18 protein-coding genes, 1 tRNA gene and 1 pseudogene are annotated in these 23,227 nt (G+C 61.7%); 3 read left to right on the top strand and 17 right to left on the bottom strand.

The genetic code is table 11. The features are described 5' to 3' along the window. Genes J2R99_RS15085 through J2R99_RS15060 form a run of 6 tightly spaced genes read right to left on the bottom strand, consistent with a single transcriptional unit; the run spans position 1 to position 6,327 of the window. A complete protein-coding gene (locus J2R99_RS15085) occupies positions 1 to 780 on the bottom strand; it encodes a TatD family hydrolase (RefSeq protein WP_307155223.1) in 780 nt (259 codons plus the stop codon). Beyond that, complete coding sequence (gene metG / locus J2R99_RS15080) at positions 780 to 2,342, bottom strand: methionine--tRNA ligase (RefSeq protein WP_307155222.1); 1,563 nt, start codon at positions 2,340 to 2,342, stop codon at positions 780 to 782. Before metG ends, J2R99_RS15085 begins: the two co-directional genes overlap by 1 nt. A gap of 15 nt (positions 2,343 to 2,357) precedes the next feature. Further along, the gene (locus tag J2R99_RS15075; protein WP_307155221.1) at positions 2,358 to 3,449 is read right to left on the bottom strand and encodes a DNA polymerase III subunit delta'; all 1,092 of its coding nucleotides are present in this window, start codon (positions 3,447 to 3,449) and stop codon (positions 2,358 to 2,360) included. Continuing rightward, positions 3,450 to 4,100 (bottom strand): dTMP kinase, encoded by a 651-nt coding sequence (gene tmk / locus J2R99_RS15070; protein ID WP_307155220.1) that lies wholly within the window; start codon positions 4,098 to 4,100, stop codon positions 3,450 to 3,452. It lies immediately after the preceding gene. Beyond that, complete coding sequence (locus J2R99_RS15065) at positions 4,091 to 5,266, bottom strand: D-alanyl-D-alanine carboxypeptidase family protein (protein ID WP_307155219.1); 1,176 nt, start codon at positions 5,264 to 5,266, stop codon at positions 4,091 to 4,093. The genes tmk and J2R99_RS15065 overlap by 10 nt, the downstream gene beginning before the upstream one ends. A gap of 56 nt (positions 5,267 to 5,322) precedes the next feature. After that, a complete protein-coding gene (locus J2R99_RS15060; RefSeq protein WP_307155218.1) occupies positions 5,323 to 6,327 on the bottom strand; it encodes a septal ring lytic transglycosylase RlpA family protein in 1,005 nt (334 codons plus the stop codon). A 381-nt stretch (positions 6,328 to 6,708) separates the two neighbouring features. On the opposite strand from J2R99_RS15060, the gene J2R99_RS15055 reads away from it, so the two are divergent. Next, positions 6,709 to 6,798, top strand: a tRNA-Ser gene (locus J2R99_RS15055). A gap of 112 nt (positions 6,799 to 6,910) precedes the next feature. Here the strand turns inward: J2R99_RS15055 and J2R99_RS15050 are convergent. From J2R99_RS15050 to J2R99_RS15040, 3 genes are all read right to left on the bottom strand, one after another. After that, positions 6,911 to 7,471 (bottom strand): DUF2269 family protein, encoded by a 561-nt coding sequence (locus J2R99_RS15050; protein WP_307155217.1) that lies wholly within the window; start codon positions 7,469 to 7,471, stop codon positions 6,911 to 6,913. Positions 7,472 to 7,618: 147 nt separating this feature from the next. Further along, positions 7,619 to 8,965, bottom strand: coding sequence for an alanine/glycine:cation symporter family protein (locus J2R99_RS15045; protein ID WP_503167852.1), 1,347 nt, complete (start codon positions 8,963 to 8,965; stop codon positions 7,619 to 7,621). A 399-nt stretch (positions 8,966 to 9,364) separates the two neighbouring features. After that, positions 9,365 to 10,330 (bottom strand): NAD-dependent epimerase/dehydratase family protein, encoded by a 966-nt coding sequence (locus J2R99_RS15040; RefSeq protein ID WP_307155215.1) that lies wholly within the window; start codon positions 10,328 to 10,330, stop codon positions 9,365 to 9,367. 231 nt (positions 10,331 to 10,561) lie between these two features. Between J2R99_RS15040 and J2R99_RS15035 the strand changes: the two genes are divergently transcribed. Beyond that, positions 10,562 to 12,253, top strand: a complete 1,692-nt coding sequence (locus J2R99_RS15035) for an HAD family hydrolase (protein WP_307155214.1) — start codon at positions 10,562 to 10,564, stop codon at positions 12,251 to 12,253. Positions 12,254 to 12,318: 65 nt separating this feature from the next. Here J2R99_RS15035 and J2R99_RS15030 read toward each other — a convergent pair whose 3' ends face one another. From J2R99_RS15030 to J2R99_RS15000, 8 genes and pseudogenes are all read right to left on the bottom strand, one after another. Beyond that, positions 12,319 to 13,266 carry an ABC transporter substrate-binding protein gene (locus J2R99_RS15030; RefSeq protein WP_307155213.1) on the bottom strand — a complete coding sequence of 316 codons (948 nt, stop codon included), beginning with the start codon at positions 13,264 to 13,266 and terminating at the stop codon, positions 12,319 to 12,321. Positions 13,267 to 13,320: 54 nt separating this feature from the next. Then, entirely contained in the window at positions 13,321 to 13,887 is a 567-nt protein-coding gene (locus tag J2R99_RS17765) for an ABC transporter permease (RefSeq protein ID WP_234629328.1), read from the bottom strand. Positions 13,888 to 14,868: 981 nt separating this feature from the next. Beyond that, positions 14,869 to 15,930 (bottom strand): annotated as a pseudogene (locus J2R99_RS17760) (quaternary amine ABC transporter ATP-binding protein); the annotation flags it as partial. A 104-nt stretch (positions 15,931 to 16,034) separates the two neighbouring features. Further along, entirely contained in the window at positions 16,035 to 17,210 is a 1,176-nt protein-coding gene (locus J2R99_RS15020) for an alpha/beta hydrolase (RefSeq protein ID WP_307155211.1), read from the bottom strand. 125 nt (positions 17,211 to 17,335) lie between these two features. Continuing rightward, positions 17,336 to 18,067, bottom strand: coding sequence for a TetR/AcrR family transcriptional regulator (locus J2R99_RS15015; RefSeq protein ID WP_307155210.1), 732 nt, complete (start codon positions 18,065 to 18,067; stop codon positions 17,336 to 17,338). A gap of 20 nt (positions 18,068 to 18,087) precedes the next feature. Further along, entirely contained in the window at positions 18,088 to 19,614 is a 1,527-nt protein-coding gene (locus tag J2R99_RS15010) for an efflux transporter outer membrane subunit (protein ID WP_307155209.1), read from the bottom strand. A gap of 9 nt (positions 19,615 to 19,623) precedes the next feature. Continuing rightward, complete coding sequence (locus J2R99_RS15005) at positions 19,624 to 21,195, bottom strand: DHA2 family efflux MFS transporter permease subunit (RefSeq protein WP_307155208.1); 1,572 nt, start codon at positions 21,193 to 21,195, stop codon at positions 19,624 to 19,626. Then, on the bottom strand, positions 21,192 to 22,409 hold the full coding sequence (locus tag J2R99_RS15000; RefSeq protein ID WP_307155207.1) for an HlyD family secretion protein: 1,218 nt from the start codon (positions 22,407 to 22,409) through the stop codon (positions 21,192 to 21,194). The genes J2R99_RS15005 and J2R99_RS15000 overlap by 4 nt, the downstream gene beginning before the upstream one ends. 286 nt (positions 22,410 to 22,695) lie before the next feature. Here J2R99_RS15000 and J2R99_RS14995 point away from each other — a divergent pair, with 286 nt between their 5' ends. Beyond that, positions 22,696 to 23,193 carry an Hsp20/alpha crystallin family protein gene (locus tag J2R99_RS14995; RefSeq protein ID WP_307155206.1) on the top strand — a complete coding sequence of 166 codons (498 nt, stop codon included), beginning with the start codon at positions 22,696 to 22,698 and terminating at the stop codon, positions 23,191 to 23,193. Positions 23,194 to 23,227 lie beyond the last annotated feature (34 nt).

Here is a 23,227-nt window from a genome sequence, read left to right as displayed (position 1 = left end):
TCAGGGCCGCGGAACTTTGCCGAAAAGACGGAAGAAGTTGTCGCTCGTGAGCTCACCGATTTCCTCAACCGAGACCCCACGACATTCCGCCAGCACCGAAGCCGTGTGGGCGACAAAGGACGGTTCGTTGCGTTTGCCGCGATAAGGCATCGGCGCGAGATACGGAGAATCGGTTTCGACAAGCAGGCGGTCAGCCGGCAAATCGCGTGCGATTTCACGTATTTCCGTCGATTTCTTGAAAGTCAGGATACCCGAGAAAGAAACATAAAGGCCGAGCTCGATGCCGGTTTCGGCGAGAGCCCGTCCGGAGGAAAAGCAATGGAGGAGAGCCGGGAAAGCCCCCTTCCCCATCTCGTCCTTCAAAATCGCCGCCATATCGTCGTCGGCATCCCGCGAATGAATGATGAGCGGCAGACCGGTTTCACGCGCAGCACCGATGTGTCGGCGAAGGCCCGCGGCCTGACCCTCGCGCGAGGCGTTGTCGTAGAAATAGTCGAGCCCGGCTTCGCCGATGCCGACGACTTTCGGATGCGCCGCCAGAGCGACCAGGTCCTCCGTCGTCACGTCCGGCTCTTCATCGGCATTGTGCGGATGCGTGCCGACCGAGCAATAGATGTCGTCGTAGGCTTCGGCGATGCTCCGAATCTTGTCGAACTCGGAGACCCGCGTCGAGATCGTCACCATACGGACGATGCCGGCCGCCCGCGCCCGTTCCACGACCGCGTCGCGTTCCGACTCGAAATCGGGGAAATCCAAATGGCAATGGCTGTCGACAAGCATCAGTCCGCCCCCGCCGGAACCTCGCTCTCGACATAACGCGGGAAGACTGCCGACGGCGGCGGCAAAGTCGTTCCAGGGACGAGACGCCCCGTTTGCCCGAGGAATTCGAATGTGCGGTTCTCTTCAGCCACACCCAGAAGGTCGAGCAGTTTACCCGCCGAGCCCGGCATGACCGGCTGGATCAGGATCCCGACCTGACGCACCACCTCTGCAGTCACATAGAGGACCGTCGCCATGCGCGCGGGATCGCTCTTGCGCAGAGCCCACGGTTCCTGGCCGGCAAAATAGCGGTTCGCATCGCCCACGACCTGCCAGATGGCCGTAAGCGCCTGATGGATAGCCTGCTCGTTCATGGCCTCGCGGCAGCGCTCCAAGAGAGCGTCGGCAGCCTGCAGCATCTCGTTGTCAGCCTCCGAGAAGGCGCCAGGCTCAGGCACGCTTGCGCCGCAATGCTTGCCGACCATGGAAAGCGAGCGCTGAGCGAGATTGCCGAGATCGTTGGCGAGATCGGCGTTGATGCGGCCCGCAATGGCGTCGTGGCTGTAGGAACCGTCCTGACCGAACGAGACCTCCCGCATGAAGAAGTAGCGGACGGCATCGAGGCCGTAATGCTCGACGATGGCGAATGGATCGACGACATTGCCGACCGACTTCGACATCTTCTCTCCCTTGTTGAACAGGAAGCCATGCGCAAAGACGCGCCTGGGAAGCGGCACACCGGCCGACAAAAGGAAAGCCGGCCAATAGACGGCGTGAAACCGCACGATATCCTTGCCGATCAGGTGGATATTGGCCGGCCAGTAGCGCCAGCGCGGAGCCTCTTCGTCCGGGAACCCGGCAGCAGTGATGTAGTTCGTCAGGGCATCCACCCAGACATACATCACATGGCGCGGATCGTCCGGCACCTTCACGCCCCAATCGAAGGTCGTGCGAGAAATGGAAAGGTCCTTCAAGCCCGACTTCACGAAACTGACGACTTCGTTGCGCCGCTCTTGCGGACCGATGAAGTCCGGATGCGCGTCGTAATGGGCGAGAAGCTTCTCCTGATAAGCGGAAAGACGGAAGAAGTAGCTTTCCTCCTCCACCCATTCGACCGGTGACCCGAGAGGCTCGCGCCGAACTCCGTCCTCGCCGACGGTGGTTTCCTTCTCATCGAAGAAGGCTTCCTGTCGGACCGAGTACCAGCCCGAATATTTGTCGAGATAGATGTCTCCCGCCGCCTTCATTCGCTCCCAGATGGCCTCGCAAGAGCGGTGGTGGCGCTCCTCGGTGGTGCGGATGAAATCGTCGTGCGACGTGTTGAGGACGTCCATCATGTCGCGAAAACGCTGCGAATTGCGGTCGGCGAGCTCGCCAGGAGTAATTCCCTCCTTCGCCGCCGTCTGCTGCATCTTCAGCCCGTGCTCGTCGGTGCCGGTCAGGAAGAACACATCCTTGCCGTCGAGACGCTGAAAGCGCGCCAGCGTATCGGTCGCAAGTGCCGTATAGGCGTGGCCGATATGCGGCACACCGTTGGGGTAGAAGATGGGCGTGGTGATGTAAAAAGTCGGCTTACCGGTCATGGGTGGTGCCCGCGGTCACATGAAAATAGGGCGGTGGGGATGGCGCACGGCCTCGGCCACCGCCTCGAAGACGTTGAGCACGAACTGCCTGCGGTCGAGATTGAAGGTTTCCACCTCCGCCGAGCGTCGGTGGATCTTTTCCCATAGCTCCGCCCACCTGGCAAGCGGCAGCTCGGGCGGCGAAACGCCCTTTTCGGGCTCCGGCAACTGGCGAATGCGCCGGTCGAGATAGCCGCCGACGAGATCGAAGAACTCCGCCCAGCCGGCGCCGCGGGCCGCGGCCGCCTGATTGGCGACGGTGGTGAGAACCTCATGATCATCACTCGCGAAAGCCCGGTTGATGGCCCGGTAGAGATTCAAGCCGTCACCACGAGCAAGTTCGATCGCTCGCCTTGCGCTTCCTGAGGCGAGCGACAAGATCGTTTGAAGGTCTTTTTCCGGCGGTTGCGGCACCTCGAGTGCCGCAAACACTTTGGCGATCGCCTCCGGAGAGAGAAGACCGAAGTGAAAGCTGCGGCAGCGGGAACGGATCGTCGGCAAAAGCTGCCCCGGACGCGCCGTCACGAGCACGAAGATCGTTCGTGCCGGAGGCTCTTCGAGCGCCTTGAGGAGAGCGTTCGCGGCGCTCCGGTTCATCTCTTCGGCGCCATCCACGATAACGATACGCCAGAGCCCCTCGCCCGCCGTCGTGCCGACGAACGGCACGATTCGCCTGATTGTCTCGACCGAAATAACGGTGCGAAAGGTCTTACGTTTCTCGTCCCACGGGCGCTGCAGATGCAGAACGTTGGGGTGCGCGCCCTCCCCGACCCTTCGCTGGATCGGATGATTTGGGGCAATCCCGAGCGAAGTGGCATTCTTGACACTGTCCGCGGAAGGATCGGGCTCGGCGAGCAGGAACTTCGCGAGCCGGAACGCGAGCGTCGCCTTACCGACGCCGACCGGTCCCGACAGAAGCAGCCCATGCGGCAGGCGGTTGCCCCGATAGGCTGTCAAAATCTGTTCCTCGGCGTGCTCCTGTCCGAAGAGATGAGGATTCGCCTGTGGCAGCGGCACGCCCTCGAGTGCGCTGAGGCTCGGCACCTCCTCGGCCGGCTTACGTGCCATTTAGCTGGTCCCGGTGGCGCGAGGCAGTCGCGCACCCACCGCGGCCTCGATCTGAGCTGCGATTTCGTCCGCGGTCAGGCTAGCATCGATCACGACACAGCGCTCGGGCTCAGCCTTGGCGATGGCGAGGAACGCGTGCCGTCTCGCTTCGTGGAGCGCAAGTTCATCAGCCTCAAACCGGTCGGCCGCACTTCGCCCTGCGGCACGTGCCAGACCCACCGCTGGATCTATGTCGAGGATAAGCGTCAGGTCGGGTTGCGTGCCGGTGAGAGCGATCTCTTCCAGCCGCAGGATCGTCTCCTGTGGGACGCCGGCGACGCCCTGATAGGCGCGGGTGGAATCGGCAAACCGATCGCAGACGACGACTTGTCCTTCCTCGAGCGCCGGACGAATGAGATGCAAGACATGCTCGCGCCGCGCGACGGCGAAAAACAGCGCCTCCGCTTCGCTGCCGAAAGGCCGGATAAGGCCAGAAAGCAGCATCTCGCGAATCGCCTCGCCATGCGTTGTACCTCCCGGTTCGCGGGTCAGAACGACATCACGCCCCATGCGCCGCAAGAGGACATTGAGACGGCGCGCCTGGGTGGACTTGCCTGAGCCTTCACCGCCTTCCAGCGTGATGAAGAAGCCTCGCTGCGGATCTAGAGCCATCCGAGAAGAAGCTCGCCGAGAGCATCGAAGGCACGCTGATGAAGCTTGCCGCGACCGACCGCCTCGGCGGTATAAAGCGGCGTCTCCTGGATCAGGCGATCACCCTGCCAGACCTTGAGACTGCCGACACGCATGCCCGCCTGGACGGGCGCTTCGAGCGGGCCTTGATAGACAACACGAGCCTTCAAAGGCTCATCTGAGGCGCGTGCGACGAGGATGCGCACGGGCCCTTTGGCCTTGAGTTCGACATGGCCCTTTTCGCCGCCGAAAACGCTCGCCTCGGCCACGGTCTCGTCGGCTTGAAATGCCGTCACCTGGCGGAATGAGCGGAAGCCCCATTCGAGCAGCTTGCGCGCCTCGCTCGCGCGTTCGCGCGAGGTCTTCAACCCGTTGACGACGACAATCAGACGCTGGGTATTGGCGACGGCCGAACCAACGAGGCCGTAGCCCGATTCCTGCGTGTGTCCGGTCTTGAGCCCGTCCGCTCCGATCCCTTCGCGCAGAAGCGGGTTGCGATTGCGCTGAGTGATGTTGTTCCAGGTGAATTCCGGCTCAGCAAACATCTTATAGAGCTCGGGATATTCGGAGATGATCTGGCGGGCGAGAATCGCCAGATCGCGGGCCGTCACCCGCATGTCCGGATCGGGCAATCCGGTCGCATCGCGGAATGTCGAGTTCTTCATGCCGATCTCGAGTGCCCGCTTGTTGAGGAGGTCCGAGAAAGCAATCTCGGAGCCGGCGATGCCTTCCGCAACCGCCATCGCCGCATCGTTGCCCGACTGGATGATGATGCCGCGCAGAAGATCTTCCAGCCGCACCCGCGAGCCGAGCTTGGCGAACATCGTCGACCCGCCGGAGGATGCACCGCCATTGCGCCAGGCATGCTCGGAGATGACGAATTCGTCGTCGAGAGAAAGGCGCCCTTCCTTGATCTCGTGGAAGATGTACTCGACCGTCATCAGCTTCGCCATGGAAGCCGGCGCCATCGGTTCATCGGCGTTCTTGTCGAGGAGAACCGTGCCGCTGTCGTAATCCATCAAAATGGCGAAAGGGGCCTGGGTATCGAATGTCTGCGCCGACCCGAGCTGCGGCGTCAGCGCCAACAGACTGCCCAGGAGGCAGGCGAGCAGACGGATGCGGCGAACCTGAAAGGTGATGCTCTTCATACTCGCTTACGTCGTTTTTGCCCCTCCACGCCATAAAGCGCGCTTAAAGCGGGGAATCAACGGGTCGCAAGCCCGGAAGCGTCGGCCGTCCTGGTAAAACGCGTCGTCCCAGCACCAGCGAGAACCTCGTCGAAAGCCGAAAAGGCGTCGTAGACCCGCTGATCGGCCGCCTCGGTCGGCCAGAACGAATTGCGCATCTCGGCCTCGGCCGGACGCGCCTGCGGCAGCACGAAACTTGCCTCCTGAGGCAACGACGTATCGGCTTCCGCCATCTGCGTTGCGGCCATCAGAGCCGAATAGGGATCGAACGGGGTCCCGGACGCGACGTCTTTCATGTCCACGGCAACACCCACATCCGTGGTCTGGCTTTCGGCCGGGCTCGTCGTCGGCGCTTCGGCGGCATAGGCCACCATGATATTCGCGGCCGCGTCGGCCGGATCCGGTCCAGACGGAACATCCGGGCCCACGTAAGAGGCAAGCAGGAACTTCGAATCGTCCTCTTTCAGAGGCGCCGCATCGACATATTCCACTTTTACGTTCGCGGTGCCGATATGCTTGAAGCCCAGCATTTCAGCGGCATGCTTCGATACGTCGATAACGCGATCGGAAGAAAACGGGCCGCGATCATTGACCCGCACGAGCAGCGAACGATCATTGTCGAGATTGGTGACGCGCACATAGCTCGGCAACGGCAAGGTCGGATGGGCGGCGGAGAGCCCATTCATGTCGAAGATTTCGCCATTGGCCGTCATCCGGCCATTGAAAGCGTCACCGTACCAGGATGCCTTGCCGACGCGCTCATATTCTTCGTCGTGCTTAGGCTTATAGAGGCGCCCGGCGACCTCGTAGACTTTTCCAAGATGACGTCGGGCATTGGCCCGCAGCGAATTGTCGCTTGATTCGCCATCGGCCTCGCTGCCTTGAACCTGCGCTGTCTTAGTGGCGCCGTCGGCGAGACCTGCCCCGTCCTGGGTCGAGGACACACATCCTGCAAGGACGGCGCAGGATGCTGCAAAAGCAAAATGGATGACGAAATGCGGCCGGCGGGTTTTTGCCTGCACCCTGTTCTTCCCCGATATTCCGAAGCCCGGCGAAACTCACCGACACATTCGGACGCCTCGTTTCTCCGCCTGCGGCCTTATACGCGGCCGTCTCGGCGAAGCACTTAACCCCTAACCTCGGCGAGGTCCTGGCGAGCAATTGTGACCAAGCTGGGGCAAATCTTCGACCCCTGCTCTGCATCATGCGACACCTTGCCGGATGTTCTTACGGAAACTCCCCGAAATCTCCCGGTCCTGGCCGCGTCGCCACAACTGTGCATTTCGCGCGTTTTTCCGAGATTGTGGCTTCGCCGCCACACGCTTTCGCCATCTTTGCCGCAGCCTTGGACCCCTCTTCGGGGGCTGGCATTTTTCACAAGGTTCTGCCATGTCTCCCGTGACGGATGGGTGGCCGAGCGGTTGAAGGCACCGGTCTTGAAAACCGGCGTGCGTGAGAGCGTACCGTGGGTTCGAATCCCACCCCATCCGCCATAAGCCCGAGAATACCAGCAAGAAGTCGTCAGCGCGCCGCCGTACGGCTGGCGCGTACGAGGTTGGAACCGCACCGGGTTTTCGCTGTCGAGCGGCCCTCGTCTCCGCAGTTCTATGCCGCCGGCAGGCTGTGCTCGCTCTCGCCCACGGCGTCGTGGCCAGCGGGTCTTCTCGTCTGGGGCCGCTCTTCTGACCTGGCCCATTTCGGACGCAGGCGCTTTGGTCGCCAGATGCCGAGAATGACGTTCGCGACCGACAACGCCATGATCACGATGAGGGCGCCCCATTCATGCCCGATCGCCTGTTGCAGCACGTCGGCCGCCGGTTCGCCATTTGCGACCCGACGTGAGACCGCAGCCACATAATCCGCCTTGCCACCCACGACCGTCAGCACGCCTTTGAACATGAGGATGCCCATTGCGAGCTTGAGCAATGCCCAGCCTTTGTCCTGGTAAGGCCGATGGACCGCCATTGAGAGGAGGCCGGACACGATGGCGACACCCATCGAGGGGATGAGGACGTAATCGGCGATGGCTGCGATCGCCTGGCGCATGTCGGCGTAATTGGCCGGCGTTTCCTGGGGCGCAAAGATGAGCAGGATCATGTAACAGGCGATCCCACCGATCAGGCCGCAAGAGGCCAAGGTGTGAAGGACTTTGAGGAATTTGCGCATGCGCGAATTCTACATGGCTCGCCTCTGTGATGGCAACCACAGGTCGTTGCCCAGGGCGAGCGGGGGCACGATGCCATAACGAAAAGGCCGGCTGCAGCACCTGCAACCGGCCTTCCATTTAAAAGAAGGTCCAGGCTCCGCGGATGCTCAGCTCTGGCCGTTCTTGAAGTAGGCCCGGCTGATGGCGAACACCGTGCCGCTGAGCGCAATGAGGGCGATGAGGTTCGGGATCGCCATCAACGCATTCATGATATCGGCCACGGTCCAGATGAGCCCGAGGTCCGCGACAGCCCCGACGACGAGCGCCGCCACCCAGAGAAGTCGGAACGGCAGGATGACCTTCGATCCGAAGATGAACTCTGCGGCCCTCTCGCCATAATAGCTCCAGCCGAGGATGGTGGTGAAGGCGAAGACCACGAGCCCGAAGGTGACGATCCAGCTGCCGCCGGCCATTCCGGTGTCGAACGCGAGCGCAGAAAGTTCAGCACCCGTCTCGCCGCTCGTCCACGCGCCCGTCGTGATGATGACGAGTGCCGTCATGGTGCAGACCACGATCGTATCGATGAACGTGCCGAGCATCGCGATGCTGCCCTGACGCACAGGATCGCTGGTTTTTGCCGCAGCGTGGGCGATCGGCGCGCTACCGAGACCTGCTTCGTTGGAAAACACGCCACGCGCGACGCCAAAGCGGATCGCGGCAAGCACCCCTGCCCCGGCAAAGCCCCCGGCGGCGGCGGTCCCGCTGAACGCATCAGAGAAGATCGTCGCAAGCGCGGCCGGCACGTCGGCGATATTGAGCGCCAGAATGATGAGTGCACCGCCGACATAGAGGACCGCCATCAGCGGCACGAGATGCTCCGCCACACTGCCGATGCGCTTGACGCCACCAATGATGACGAGAAAGGTCAGAACGGCAAGGACGAGGCCTGTCGCGACATATGGCACGCCGAGCGTGCCCTCGAGCGCGCGCGCCACGGAATTCGACTGCACCGTATTGCCAATGCCAAAGGCGGCAATGGTCGCAAAAAACGCAAAGAGCCAGCCAAGCCAGGCGAAGCGCGGCCCAAGCCCGTTGCGGATGTAGTACATTGGACCGCCGACAAAGCGGCCGTTCTCGTCGCTTTCGCGATACCGGACCGCCAGCACCGCCTCGGCGTATTTGGTCGCCATGCCGACGAGGGCCGTCAGCCACATCCAGAAAACGGCACCCGGGCCGCCAAGGAAGATGGCGGTCGCGACGCCAGCGATATTTCCTGTACCGATCGTTGCGGAAAGTGCGGTGGTCAGCGCCTGAAACGGCGTGATCTCGCCTTCGTCGCCATGTTGAGCCTTACGCCCGCCGAGTGCGAGCCGGAAGCCGTAACCAAGCTTCCTTTGCGGCAGAAAGCCGAGGCCAAGCGTGAGGTAAAGGCCCGTTCCCAAAAGCAGGACGAGCATGACCGGGCCCCAGACAAAAGAGCTCACACTCGCCAAAAAAGACGACAAATCTTCCATTGTGTATGTTTATCCCGCTGACTTGCAGATCTCTCCTCAACCATCCCGCGAGACCCGAAGCGTCAGACAGCTTTCGCTCGGGCGATTGCCCTATTGAGCTCCCAAAGGATGATCTCCCAGCATCGGTATAGGTCAGGGCTACATGGTGGGGGCAAGCCGCCCGGCGAAATTGTCGCAGGCAGAGATGTCGTCGGCAAGGAAAGGAGTCTGGCGCAGGCGTCGGTGCGCCGGCCGGAGATGGGAGCCCGAAGCTGACGGGATCTCTGCTCCGCCAGACAGAGTGGCATCACTTTGTGAGAGCACCGAACAGGCGGAAGGAGGCGCCGGTCTCACCTCACAGGTTCAGCTTGCCGTCGACGGTCAAAGATCGGATGAGCCTCGAGGCGAAAACCCAGCGCTTCATGCCGAGGTTTCACGCGCTCCGTCACCCGCGGCATCAGTCGCAGCGCTTGAACGTGCAAGACGCGCGAGCCCCTCGACACTTGCAAGCCGAGGCCGCCAACCGAGGCGCTTGAGCGCACTGCAATCAACCACCAGATTGCCGGCAAGCCGTTCGAGGATTTCTGCCCGTCCAACGAGCCGCGCCCCGACAGAGAAGAGAGCTTGAGGAACCGGCAAGAGCCGAGGCGGCCGGTCGAGCCCCACACGCATCGCCCGCAGCATGTCCGGAAGCGTCAAAGGCATGTCGTCGGCGACGAGATAGGCGCCCGAGATAGGTTTCGGATGGGCGAGGCCGCATCGCACGGCTTCCGCCAAATTCTCGACCGCCAGGAGCGACCGTCGCGCCTTGAGGCTCGCAAGCGGCAACGGATAAGGGCTCTTCGCCAGACGCAGCAAAGCCGCCATATTCCCTTTCACGCCGGGCCCATAGACCAGGACCGGACGCAGGCTGACAAAATCGATACCGAGGCTCGAAAGCCCCTCTTCGGCCGCAAGCTTGGAGCGGCCATAAGCGTCGGTGGGTTCGGGCGGTCGGGTTTCGTCGAGAACACCCTCCGCCGACGGCCCGCTCTGGGCCCGCACCGATGACAGAAACACAAAGCGCCGTGCTCCTGCCCGCGCTCCGGCTTCCGCCAGTCTCAAGGTCGCCTCCGTGTTGATGGTGCGGTAATCGACTTCCGGTAATCCGGACGCGGCGTGCGCGATCCCAGCCGAGTGAACGATCGCGTCGACCTCTTCCAGTGCGCGCGCAAGGTTGGCGGGCTGGGCGAGATCGCCGATCAAGGCGGAATCGGCCGTCAGAAGCTCATTGATGGGGCGGCGCAGCAGCACGCGGACCCGGAAGCCATGTGCACGAAGGTCATCGAGAAGGTGACGACCGATAAAGCCGGAGGCTCCCGTCAAAGCTATGAGCGGAGCTTGCATCTCCGTCCCTCCTCAACGCGCTGTCTTGAGATCGCGACCGAACCGGCCATAGCACGAAGTCGGCCGGCAGACGAAAGCCCGTCCCAGATCAGATCCGTACCGACCGGAGATGGCTGCGGTGGGCTTCTACGGGACAACTCGCGGTATGGCGAAATCCAGGCTGGGGCTTATGATGGGGCATCGGCATTGGTTCATTGCAACAAGCGATGCCGACAGGCAGGGAGATCGTACATGCACTTCCTCGCCCTTGCGACCGACTATGACGGTACGCTTGCCCATGACGGGTTCGTCGCTCCCGAGACGTGCGAGGCGCTTCGACGGCTCAAGGAGAGCGGGCGCCGCCTCATCCTCGTGACAGGTCGCGAGCTGGTGCCGCTCAAAGCCGCCTTCGCCGATTTTGCGCTCTTCGACCTGATCATCGCGGAAAACGGTGCGGTTCTCTATGAACCGCGCAACGGAACCGAGACGACCCTGGCAGAACCACCCCCGCACGCTCTCGTCGAAAGGCTGCTCGAACGCCACGTCGAGCCAATCTCCATCGGCCGCGTCATTCTCGCCACCTGGGAGCCACATGAACGGGAGGTTCTCGCAGCCATCCATGAACTGGGCCTGGAACTCCAGATTACCTTCAACAAGGGTGCCGTGATGGTTCTCCCGCCGGGCGTGAACAAGGCTTCGGGGTTGCGGGCCGCCCTTCGGCATCTCGACATTTCAGCGCCGAATGTGGTCGCTGTGGGCGACGCGGAAAACGATCACGCGTTTCTTGGCGCCTGCGGCTGCTCGGCGGCCGTTGCGAACGCGTTGCCCGCCCTTCGAAATGCAGCAGATATCCGCCTCACGCGTGACCACGGTGCAGGGGTGGTGGAACTCATCGACGCAATCCTTTGCCAGGATGCGCATATCCTGCCGCCGGCCCGACGCGGTCTCAGAATTGGCAATGACGCGGATGGCGAGGACATCTACATCGAGGCCGATACACGGGTCTTGATCGGCGGCGATTCCGGGATCGGCAAGTCACGCTTTGCGAAGCTTCTGAGCGAACGGATGGTCGAAAGGGGCCTGGAGTTTTGCGTCATCGATCCCGAGGGGGATTATGAGGACCTGGACCACGCCGTCCAGATCGGCAGTCTCGCAACACCTCCTCTTCCTGGGGAGGCGCTGCGTCTTTTGCATGCCGCCGACCTCAACGTCGTCATCAACGCGGTCGCTCTGACGCTCACCGAACGCAGGCAACTTTTCGCGGATTTGCTGCCCGCGATCACCGAGCTGCACCGTCACACTGGACGTCCTCATTGGCTCATCATCGACGAAGCCCATCACATCCTGCCGGCAGGCCATGAGAATGTGCACAAGCTTCCGGAGAGTATCCCGGCCACCGTCATGATCACGGTCAGTCCGCGCTCGCTCGCGCATCAGGCGGTGGCAGCGGCAGAAACGATCCTCGCTTTTGGCAAGACCGCTCCGGAAGTGATCGAAATCGTCGCCGCCATCCAGGGGCGCGACGTCGCTCCTCCCGTCGCCTGCGGCGAGAACGAAGCGCTTTGTTGGTTCGTCGGGGAGAAAGTGCCACGGCGGATAAAAATCGACCTGCCGCAACAGCTCCATCATCGCCACTCCGGAAAATATGCGGTCGGCGATGTCGGGGTCGAACACAGCTTCTATTTCCGCGGAGCGCGAGGCAGCATCTCCCTGTGCGCCCACAACCTCTCAAGCTTCCTGGAGCTCGGTTATCAGGTCGATGACGAAACCTGGGAATACCATTTGCGGGCGGGCGATTATTCGGCCTGGTTCCGCCATGTCATCAAAGACGAGGCCCTGGCGAGAGAATGCGAGGCGATTTCATTCGATCGCAGTCTCTCACCTCAGGAAAGCCGCCGGCGCATTCGTGAAGCCGTCGGGCGGCGCTACATCGCCACCATCTAGGTCGAGCGCGCAGTAAAGACTGCCGCGCTCGAAAGCGCAGCAGTCCTTCATTCAGATCGAGCCCTCTACAGGCCCAGCCACTTGTCCACGACATCCGGATGGTCGGCGATCCATTCCTGGGCGAGTTCGTTCTCGTCCCGGCCCTTAACCGCGATCTGGTATGTCCAGTCGGCGACCATGTCACTCGTGGGGCTGTAATTGTCGAAGAGCGTGATCAGCTCGGGGGCGCGTTCTTCGAGCGACTTCGAGTAGGCGAGATGGATCTCGGCCGGCTTCCAGGCCGTCGACACGCTCGATTTCTCGTACCACTGCGGATCTTCGTCCGGCTGGATCATGTTCCATTTCGCGTCGTCGTGCGCTGGCTCGTCGAGCATCACGAGGTCGTACTGCGCGAAAATGTGGTGCGGCGTGTAGCAGTAGAAGACGTAAGGCTCGCCCTTCTTCTCCTTCTCCCCGATCCGCGCATAGGCGAGCGCTTCATCGATGGTCTCAGGCTCGTAGAGCTCGGCCAGCCCATAGCTGCGCATCTTGACCTTTTCGGTGTTTGCGGAGGCCCAACCGGTCGCGCCCACCCAGAATTCACCCTTCCCGTCCCCATCGGAATCGAACTGTTTTGCGATCTCCGGGTCCGCAAGATCGGTGATGGACGAAATGCCGAGCTTGTCGGCCGTCGCTTTCGTCACGCAATCACCCTGCTCGCCTTCGAACATCGTGTCGCCGAGAACAACGTTGTCCTTGTACTCGTCGACAATGCTCTGGATGTTCGGCAACCAGACTTCCGGATGCACATCCATATCGCCTTTCCCGGACGCCATGGCAGCGAAGATGACGGGGTTCGTTCCTGGCGTCAGCGTGACATTAGCGCCGAACTCCTGCTCCGCGAGGTTCTTCAGGATCGCGGCCCCGGCCTTGGCCGACGGCCAGCTCGGCACGCCGATGGTGATATCGGCGGCCTGCGCGCTGCTGCCGATCAGCAAGGCTGCCGCAGCAGCGGAATAGACAAGCGACTTCATACTGTATCCTCTCATAGGTTCGTTTTTTAGGCTGCGCCTTAGCGCAGCGGGCCCTCAGGCCGACTTTGCGGGCGCGCGTCCGGCGACGATCCGGTCAAGCGCCATGGCACAGAAAAGGATGGCGAGGCCCGCGAGCATCCCCTGTCCTTCAGCCGCATATTGCAGAGCTTCGAGGACATCCTCCCCGAGGCCCTTCGCACCGATCAGCGAGGCGATGACCACCATCGACAGACACATCAGAATGGTCTGGTTGATCCCCGTCTTGATGGACGGCATGGCGAGCGGCAGCTCGACCTTCCAAAGCCGGAAGGTCCGCGTCGCGCCGAAGGCAGATGCCGCCTCGGTGACGTCATAGGGCACACCTTTCATACCGAGCGCGGTCAGCCGGATGACAGGTGGCATGCCGAAGACGAGTGTCGCCAGGATGCCGGGAGGCTTACCAGTCCCGAAAAATGCGATCACCGGGATCAAATAGACGAAGGCCGGCATGGTCTGCATGAAATCGAGCACCGGTCTGGCGGCCGTGTAGGCACGGTCCGACTTTGCAAACCAAATGCCGAGCGGCACGCCGATAACGACGCAGATCACCGCGGCAGCTCCGAGCAGCGCCACGGTCGCCATCGATTTCTCCCAGAAACCGAAGAATGCGAGATAGGCCAGCGCCGCAGCGGTGAAAATCGCGACCCGCGCGCCGGCGAGAAGCCAGGCGATGGCGCAAATCGCCACCATGACCACAGGCCAGGGCGTCGCCACCAGCATCAGTTCGAGTGTATCGAGGAGTGCCCGAACGACCGTCGTGATAGAATCGAAAAATCCCTCGCCGGCAATCGCGAGCCAATCGAACGCGTGATCGATCCACCGAGCCGCGCTCGCACGGATCGCGCTGTCAGCGGGAAAGGTCGTCAGCCATGCCGGTGGTTCGGCCGCCGAGAACCGATAGATCGTGACGGGATAGATGAAGGCAACCAGCAGGGTTGCGATCGCCGCACCCATCCAGGACAGTCCGGAGCGTATCGAGCGGTCCGAACGCCAATGGGTGAAGCGCCATTCGAGCGCACGATCCGCGGTCAGGCCTTCAATGAGTTTGACGACAACGAAGATGCCGAGACCGATTAGAGCGACCTGCGTCGACTGCGCCGAAAGAGCATCCGCTTCCGTCTGCGCTGAGGCAGCAATATCACGCAGCCTGTCCGCGCTGGCCGCAAGACGCGCGGCGTTGTCCGCGCCTGAAGCAGCCGCTTCGGCGGCGCGCTCCGCCCGGGCATCGGCACGCGCAAGAAGCGAAGCCGCGCGGAGAGCCGCGTCACTGCCGAGATCACCGAGAAAGCCGCGACCAATTTGTACAAGGCCGATCAGTTCCAGAATAACGAAGGCCCAAAAAACGGACCAGAGCGACCGTGCCCCGGCCCAGATCGGCCCAAAGATGACTGCACCGATGTTGAAGACGCCCCACCGCCCCTCGCCGATGCGGCGGAATGCAGGAATGTAGTGGCGAGCACCGCGACCCACGAAATCGGCGATGAGTGCGTTCTGCTCCTTGCGGGACGTCGCCGCCCCCACCTCGAAAGCGGCGGCCGATTGTGTTTCCACCTCGACCGCTTGCTCCTTGCCTCCCTGGACGCCCCGCAGGAGATCCGTCTGCGTCACGAGACCGACTTCTGCATCGTTCTCGTCGACGATGACGATGTCTTCTTTTCGCGCCAGAACGAGATCCACGAGGCTATCGAGATCGGCACCGACAGGAGCGCGCGGCGCAGATGTCAGATCCATGCCCGCCTCGCCGGGCGCCGGCAACGGCCGCATAATCTTCGCGGCATGGACCAGTTTCAGCCTTGAGATGCCCGAGACGAAATCGGCCACATAATCATCGGCCGGGTCGGTCACGATCTCCTCGGGCGTCCCAGTCTGCACGATACGGCCATCTTTCATGATGGCGATGCGATCGCCGATGCGAATCGCCTCATCGAGATCGTGGGTGATGAAGACCGTCGTCTTGTGCAGCTCTTTCGACAGAGCCATGAATTCTGCCTGCAATTGCCGGCGGATCAAAGGGTCGAGCGCCGAAAACGGCTCGTCCATGAGAAGGATGTCGGGATCGGCCGCGAGAGCGCGCGCCAGACCGACACGTTGCTGCATGCCGCCGGAAAGCTCATGGGCGAAACTGTCGCCCCAATCGCCGAGATCGACGAGGTCGAGGCAGCGTTCGGCCTGATCGAAACGGTCGAGCTTGGGAACGCTCTGGACCTCGAGCGGCAGCCCCACATTATCGCGGACGGTGCGGTGCGGCAGGAGACCAAAGTTCTGGAAGACCATGCCAATTGTCTGGGCTCGCAGACGGCGCAGCGCGTCGTCGCCCATGGCCATCACATCCTGGCCCTCGACCTCGATCCGCCCCGAGGTCGGTTCGAGGAGGCGGTTGATATGGCGCACGAGAGTGGACTTGCCTGAGCCAGACAATCCCATCACGCAGAAGATCTCGCCGCGCGCGACCTCTATGCTCGCATCGGCGACGCCGACGACGCAGTTGAAGCGAGATTGTACCTCGGCTTTGTCGAGCTGCTCCGTTTCAATCGCCTCAAGAGCCTCTTCCGAGCGTTCGCCAAAAATCTTCCAGACATTCGACAAGACGATCGCAGGGTCGGTCGTGCCCCCCGGCATTGACATGGGCGCTCCTTTGTTCGGTGTGGCGCCATCCTCATGATCGAAGCTTGGATGTCAACGTAGCCGAGTGCCGGAACACCGAGACAGCTAAAAGATGCGCGGCGCTTTCATTGCGACAGCACTTCACTCGCGATCCGGAACGGACTGGCGACGGTGTTGCCGACCGCGTCGAAAACGAAGGCGCCGGCTTCGCCGAGCTGGCCGAAACCACGCCGCCCGGTGGATCCCAGCCGAGCTGCAAGCGTCACGAACTGGTCGTGGCCGAGGAAGTCTGTTTTCGGGAGCTGCGAGATATCGATGATCCGCAGATTGTACTTCACTGCCAACTGCTCGATCTCCGGGTCGTCGACGTCCACTCCCCCGAGCCTTGCCCGTCCGCCACCCACGCGCCGCGAAATCGCGAGAGCCCGATCCTGCTTCGACACGAGGATGGTCATCGGTGGGTGATTGCGACCAACGACCGCGATCTGGGTTCTGAAGACGTCGATATCGATATCCGGAGATGCGAGGATCACCTCGTCGAGGCCTGAGATCACGTCGCCATGGCCGGAAAGGCGGAGCTGACGCAACACTTCCATCACGAGCCAACCACCCATGCTGTGGCCGAAGAGAGTGATGTCGCCGACCTCGCGGTCTCTGGCGAGATGCGTCAACACACCGGCGAGATAATCGCGCGAATAGGTCACAGCGTCCTTATCTGCGACATATCCGGTCACCGCCGCTTCTGAAGGCCACGCAAACAAAACCGGCACGTTATTCGGATTCGAATCGACCGTGATCTGGGCCAGACGGAACAGCGATTCGGCAAAGCTTGTGTTGTACCCGTGCACGAAAACGCCAACATCGTCGCGACCAGGCGATAGCTGACCCTTTCCGTTCCGCGCCGTGATTTGACGATAGAATTCAGACTCAGTCAGTCGCTCTTGCTTGACGGTTGCAAAGCTTCGCTTTGGATCGGCCTTACCATCCGGCCACTCGATTTCCGTCGGCTTATGGCCGGGTGGAACGGAGACCGTGTAACGAGAAAAATTGAGTTCAGCAGCTGGCTCAGACGTATAGAGGACGCTCTGAGGCCCCTTTCGCTCCCGCGTCGTAGCCGCATAGATGGTCACGAGCTGTGCGCCCGGCACGGTCGCCTGAACGGGTGTCAGCGCCGCTTCATCGGGCAGTCCGGCGCATCCCGCCAATACGGAGACGACACAAAAGACCAGAAGTGCCGATAGTCCCGCGGGAATAAACAGGCCCCTTGGACCCGGTTCTCCGCTCCTGCCCCGATGCCGCATGCTCTCTTCCGAATAAATGAAACCCGCCAGGTGCTTTTAGTGTCTGGTCACAGCTTCCGCTATGGCCTGAAGGCAACACACTGGCGACGCGACCTTTCCTCAGCATTACACAGGAAAGCCGGTTTTTACACAGATCCGGAAAGGCCTCTGCTTCCGTTCAAGAAGAGCTGCACTGACCGGTGCACATCTTTGCGCATCTCGGAGGTCACCTCGGCCGGCTCAAGGCCAAGCGTCGCACGCCGGAAATACGGCTCTACCATCATCCCGAAAAACTGCGTCGCCAACCATTCGCAATCTTCGAACGGTTCCTCGTAGCGAACACTCGCCTGCTGCAGGACATCGGCCACGAAAAGGCGAAACTGCGTCCAGGCCTGCTCGTTGACCGTGCGCGCCAGCTCCGGAAAGTTCTCTCCTTCGCAAGCCATCAGGCGGTGAAGACGGATGACCTCTGGCGTCATCGCACCTTCCAGCAACCGTTCGCCGGCGCTTATGAGCGTTTCTTCGAGCCCGTCATCACGCCTGATCGTCACTTGCAGTTCCGTCAGCCGCTCGCGCAAAAACTTCAGAATGACGGCTTCGAACAACGCGTCCTTGGAGGAGAAGCGCGCATAAAGCGTACGCTTGGAACTGCCCGCCCGCGCAGCGACAGCATCCATGTTGGTTTCGGCGAAGCCACGTTCCAGAAAGAGCTCGGTTGCGACCGCCACAATCCGCTCGGTGACGAGACCGCTCGTGCCTTTGCGCGGCCGACCTCGACGAGCAGCACCACCCGCCTCCACAAACTCGTTCTCGCCACAGGCACCGACGACGCAACAGCTGCGTCTGTTATCCTCGGACTGATCTTGCTTCGGCGTCATGGTAAGTTCTGCATGTTGTTTCAGTTGGCCTTGGCCACGGCGGTCGCTGCCGGTTGCCGCTTTGTCGCCGGTTCCCATCCAAGCCCGAGGCTCTTCTCTAACGCAATGAACGCGTTTGTTAGTTCCGCCTCGGCCTGGGCGAGGCTCTGTTCCGTCTGCAAGCGCTGGCGCTCGATATCGAGTGTATCGATCAGGCCGAGGGCGCCCGCCTGGTTCATATCGCGGGTGAGAGCAGCCGCCCGTGCCGCCGACGCGCTCGCCCGCGCCAGATAGGCAACGTTCTCCTTTCGCTTGCGGAATTGTATGAGTGAGGATTCGGCATCCTGAAGAGCTGCAAGCACACTTTGCCTGTACTGGGCGAGGGCTGCCTGCGTCGCGGCCTCGGATTGTTCGACCTTGGCGTCGATCCGCCCGAAGCTCAGAATGTTCCACTGCAGCGTGGGCCCCCCGAGAAGGCTGAGCGAGGCGGTATCGGCGAGATCGCCGGGCTGATTCCCTCCGGAGACGGCAAGGCCGACGAGTTTGATCCGTGGGAAATACTGCGCCACGGCCTCACCGATCGCGGCATTGGCCGAAGCGAGCTGACGTTCGGCCTGGCGAATATCTGGCCGTCTTCGGAGCATAGACGCTGGATCGCCGACAGGCACGGTCTTTGGTGGGGACGGAATCGGCCTCGGCTTAGACAACCGTGCGTCGAGCGCACCCGGTTCCAGTCCGCATAAAACCGCAAGCTGACCGAGCGCCTCTTCCACCTGAGCTTCAAGCAAGGGAATGTCGGCCTGCGTACTTGAGAGCTGTGTTTCCAAACGCGCGAGATCAAGGTCGGCAGACGTTCCCTGCTCCACCTGCTGACGGGTCAGATCGAACGTCTTCTGCTGCAACGATACCGAGTGGCGAACGATGCCAAGTTGTCTCTGTGCCGCTCGCAGACCGACATAGGCACGCGCCACCTCCGCCGATAGCTGCACATACACGTCTGCGAGTGCGGCTTCTGCTGCTTGAGCTCTGGCGCTGGAGCGCTCCACGGCGCGTCTCCGACCGCCGAAAACGTCGATCTCCCAGGATGCGTCGAAAGCCGCATTGTAGAGGCCCGTGCTCACATGTTCGGGAATCTCTGGAGCCGCGGCCACGGCCTGCGGGCCAAGGCCTGCCGCCGCTGCGGCGATCTTGTTGTTGAGACCGTCCGTGTCGCCGAGCCCTAAACGGGCGCCGCTTGCCGCTCCAAGGCCGGCGGCTTTGGGCATGAGATCGGCACGAGCACCGGCCACCCCCGCCCGCTCCTGCTTCAGTCGCGCGGTTGCAAGTTCAACATTCGGGCTCTTCGATAGAGCGAGCACGATCAGCGCATCGAGCTGTTTGTCCGACAAACTCTCCCACCAGGCGGCCGCCGGATAATAAGCGGGCGTCGTGCGGTCCGCATGCCGGAAGGCACCGGCCAGACGCGCAAAGGGGGCAGCATCCGGCGGCCCCTGATAATCCGGGCCGACCATGCAGCCGGACAAAACCAAGCTGCAGGCCAAAGGTGCGAACAGGCGCCAATGGGACATGACGGACCCTTAATGCATCGCCATGCCCTGCCCCTGCGACAAAGGCCGCAAGAGCAGAACGAGCGGGATGGAAACGACAAGGATGATGCCGAAGATGAAAAACAGGTCGTTGTAGACCATCACGACGGCCTGCTCGCGGATCGTTCCGAAGAGCAGCTTCAATGCCTGCAGGCGCTGATAGGCGTCATTCCCACCAAGTTCCTGCAGGCGCTCTTGCACCTGGACCGAATTGGCGTTGACCGTCTCGCTGATCCGCTCGACGTGAAACGTGACGCGACGATCCTGAAGCGTGGAGATGAGCGCAAGTCCGAAAGAGCCGCCCAGGTTTCGTGCCGCATTGAAGAGACCGGACGCGTCATCTGCCTTTTCCCGGATCACCGAACTCGTCGCCGCCTGATTGAGAAAGAGCAGCGCGAACCCCTGCCCGATGCCGCGAAGCAACTGCGAGAAATAGAAATCGCCGCCATCCGACTGGGCAGTCATCGATATGTCGGCGAAACAGCTCAACGCGTAGACAAAAAGTCCAATCGCGATCGCCAGGCGGAGATCGAGGGTCCGGACAAGGAACGGAAAGAACGGCATGATCATCAGGGTCGGTATGCCGCTGATGAGCACGATGAGACCGGACTGATAGGCATTATAGTCCGGGATCTGCGCCAAGAACTGAGGGATCAGGTAGAGGATGCCGTAAAGCGCGGCGCCTGTGACGAGACTCATCAAAAAGACGCTGCCAAAGCTCCGCTCAAACAGGATCGAAAGGTCGATAACCGGCTCGGTCGCCTTCCTCTGTCCGATGATGAGCAGGACAAGCCCGATCAACGACGCAAAGCTGAGGGCAAGGATCAGCTCCGACTGAAACCAGAGCTCGCGCTGTCCTTCCTCCAAGACGGTGGTCAGGCAGCCCAGGAAAAGCGCGAGCCCGAGAATGCCGAACCAGTCGGCCTTGAAGAACGCGCGAAGATGCGCCTTCGCCGGTGGCATGCCGACGACAAGCAGAAGGACTAGCCCGAGCCCCACCGGAAGATTGAGGAAAAAGGCATAGTGCCAGCTGACATGCTCCGTCAGATAGCCGCCGATGAGAGGACCAAGGATCGGCCCGAGCACGATGGTGAGGCCGAAAAGCGCAATTCCGATCGGTTGTTTGTCCGATGGCAGCCGCTTCGAGACGATGGTGAGCGCCGTCGGTATCATCGCCCCGCCAGTAAATCCCTGCCCGACGCGGCCGATGATCATCATCGACAGTGATGAAGAGAAACCGCAGAGAACTGAGAAGACGACGAAAAAGATCGTCATGAGCAGGAGAAACGTACGCAGCGTGAGGACACGCACGAACCAGCCCGTCAGTGGGATCATGACGATTTCGGCGACGAGGTAGGCAGTGGAAATCCAGGTGCCTTCGGTACCGCTCGCACCGATCTCACCCTGGATCACCGGCAATGCCGCGTTAACGATCGAAATATCGAGTGTCGCCATGAGCGCGCCGATCGTGCCGGCGGCGACTGCGAGCCAGGCGGCGGCATCCGCTCGCGGTTCGGTTGAGGCGGATGCGTCCACCTCCGCTGTCGCCTCGGCCGTGCTCACTGCGCGGCCTCGTCCGCACGCCGGCCCTCTTCCTGCATCTCCTCGTATTCGTCGCGCGCGCCGCGCGTGTCGACCTCGACCGTGACTGAGAGGCCGGGCACGAGGACCTTACTCGCAGCCGGCCCCGGATCGACGGCGATACGAACCGGCACGCGCTGCACGATTTTGGTAAAGTTCCCAGTGGCGTTTTCGGCCGGGATCAGGGCGAACTGCGCGCCGGTTGCGGGCGAAAAGCTCTCCACATGGCCGTGCAGCTCTTCGGCGGTGAGCGCGTCCACTTTGATCGTCGCAGGCTGGCCGACCCGCATCAGCTCGATCTGCGTCTCTTTGAAATTCGCTTCCAGATAAAGCTGATTGACCGGGACGATCGTCATCAGCCGCGTTCCGGGCTGCACGAGCTGACCGACATTGACCGTCTTGTCGCCGACCCGACCGAAGATCGGGCTCTTGATCAGCGTGTTCGCCAGCTGGTTGTTGGCGTCCGTCAGCTGAGCCTGCGCCTGACCGATGGCTGCACGTGCCTGGAGGATTTGAGCGTCGGCCGTGTTGGTCGCTTCCTTTGCAGAAGCAAGAGAGGCCGCAGCAACCTTCACCTGCGCTTCGGCCTGGTCGCGCTGGTTGATCAGCTGCGACAGCCGCTCTTCCGGCTGCGCCCCGGTTTTCACGAGAGGCGCATAGCGCTCCACCTGGCTTTGCGCAAAAGTCTCATTCACCTTTGCCTGAGCAAGCTGAGCTTCCGCCTGCTGGACAGCCACCCTGGACCGTCCCGCCTCAGCTTTCGCCTTGGCGAGATCCGCTTTTGCTGCCTGCAAACCTGCAGTCGCCCGGGCAACGCCGGCTCGATAATCCTCGTCATTGATCTTCACGAGCACGTCGCCGGCTTCGACACTGGCATTGGCCTTGACCATGACACCTTCGACATAGCCGCCGACCTTCGGCGAAATCGTGACCTGATCGGCCTGCAGATAGGCGTCGTTGGTGCTCTCGATGAAGCGGCCGACCGTCCAGTAGTGCCACAGCCACCAACCGCCACCGACGAGCAACGCGACGCCAACAACCAGTAGGAAAACCCGCACCCAGGGCTTCTTCAGCGAGGAGCGCTTGGTGTCTTCGCTCGGCGATTGCGAAGCTTCAGCTCGTCCCTTCTCTCCGCTCTCTTCAGCATCAGCTTGAGACCGTTCGCCGTCGCCAGCGTTGGACGCTTGCTCACTCATCGACACACCGAAAAAGAAAGGTACCTTCGGGTACATTTATCGGTGCGCGAAAAGAGAGACAAGGCCGCTCACCCGTCCCTCCCCAAAAGACCAAGTCAATGAGAGCGGCCCGATTGGCTCGCTGATGAGGAGGCCCGAGGCAAAAAACCCGCTCTAGAGACGTCAGCGGAGCTCGGCTGGAGGCTTGAACGGCAGGATTCGCAACGCCACATAAAGCGCGTGATGACGTGGCCGACACTGGTCACCCAGTTGTCCGGCGTCGGCCTTTTTATCAGGAGGTGACGTCATGGATTTCAGATCGATGATTCCATTTGGTCGCCAGACCGCGCTGACGCGCGGGCCTGAGACCGACCCTTTCCTCGCAATGCGGCGCGAAATGGACCGCCTCTTCGACGATTTCACACGCGATTGGAGCGCTCCGTCCAACTATGGTTCGGGCGGGTTCCTGTCGCCAAAGGTGGACGTCGCAGAAACCGAGAAAGGCCTTGAGCTCACCGCCGAGCTTCCAGGTATCGACGAGAAGGATATCGACCTGGACCTCACCGATGGCGTGCTGACTCTGAAGGCGGAAAACAAGGTCGAGCGAGAGGAAAAAGACGAGAAGAAACAATATCATCTCGTCGAACGCTCCTACGGCACCTTCATGCGCCGTTTCGCTCTACCGTTCGAGCCGAAGGCGGACGAAGTGACGGCGAGCTTCGACAAAGGCATCCTTAAGGTGACGGTTCCGCGTGCGAAGGAGCTGGAGACGAAGGGACGCAAGATCGCGGTCAACGGCCATTGAGAGAGGCGGCCCGGCAGCAAGAGAACGACTGCCA

The sequence above is a fragment of the Rhodopseudomonas julia genome (assembly GCF_030813515.1).
Taxonomy (GTDB): Bacteria; Pseudomonadota; Alphaproteobacteria; order Rhizobiales; family Afifellaceae; genus Afifella; species Afifella julia.
This window is presented reverse-complemented; position numbering and strand designations above follow the sequence as displayed.

Bases quoted from the DNA above. Each gene is read 5' to 3' on its own strand.
- J2R99_RS15085 (WP_307155223.1), bottom strand. From the start codon at position 780: ATGCTTGTCGACAGCCATTGCCATTTGGATTTCCCCGATTTCGAGTCG.
- metG (WP_307155222.1), bottom strand. From the start codon at position 2,342: ATGACCGGTAAGCCGACTTTTTACATCACCACGCCCATCTTCTACCCC.
- J2R99_RS15075 (WP_307155221.1), bottom strand. From the start codon at position 3,449: ATGGCACGTAAGCCGGCCGAGGAGGTGCCGAGCCTCAGCGCACTCGAG.
- tmk (WP_307155220.1), bottom strand. From the start codon at position 4,100: ATGGCTCTAGATCCGCAGCGAGGCTTCTTCATCACGCTGGAAGGCGGT.
- J2R99_RS15065 (WP_307155219.1), bottom strand. From the start codon at position 5,266: ATGAAGAGCATCACCTTTCAGGTTCGCCGCATCCGTCTGCTCGCCTGC.
- J2R99_RS15050 (WP_307155217.1), bottom strand. From the start codon at position 7,471: ATGCGCAAATTCCTCAAAGTCCTTCACACCTTGGCCTCTTGCGGCCTG.
- J2R99_RS15045 (WP_503167852.1), bottom strand. From the start codon at position 8,965: ATGGAAGATTTGTCGTCTTTTTTGGCGAGTGTGAGCTCTTTTGTCTGG.
- J2R99_RS15040 (WP_307155215.1), bottom strand. From the start codon at position 10,330: ATGCAAGCTCCGCTCATAGCTTTGACGGGAGCCTCCGGCTTTATCGGT.
- J2R99_RS15035 (WP_307155214.1), top strand. From the start codon at position 10,562: ATGCACTTCCTCGCCCTTGCGACCGACTATGACGGTACGCTTGCCCAT.
- J2R99_RS15030 (WP_307155213.1), bottom strand. From the start codon at position 13,266: ATGAAGTCGCTTGTCTATTCCGCTGCTGCGGCAGCCTTGCTGATCGGC.
- J2R99_RS17765 (WP_234629328.1), bottom strand. From the start codon at position 13,887: ATGGCGACCGTGGCGCTGCTCGGAGCTGCCGCGGTGATCTGCGTCGTT.
- J2R99_RS15020 (WP_307155211.1), bottom strand. From the start codon at position 17,210: ATGCGGCATCGGGGCAGGAGCGGAGAACCGGGTCCAAGGGGCCTGTTT.
- J2R99_RS15015 (WP_307155210.1), bottom strand. From the start codon at position 18,067: ATGACGCCGAAGCAAGATCAGTCCGAGGATAACAGACGCAGCTGTTGC.
- J2R99_RS15010 (WP_307155209.1), bottom strand. From the start codon at position 19,614: ATGTCCCATTGGCGCCTGTTCGCACCTTTGGCCTGCAGCTTGGTTTTG.
- J2R99_RS15000 (WP_307155207.1), bottom strand. From the start codon at position 22,409: ATGAGTGAGCAAGCGTCCAACGCTGGCGACGGCGAACGGTCTCAAGCT.
- J2R99_RS14995 (WP_307155206.1), top strand. From the start codon at position 22,696: ATGGATTTCAGATCGATGATTCCATTTGGTCGCCAGACCGCGCTGACG.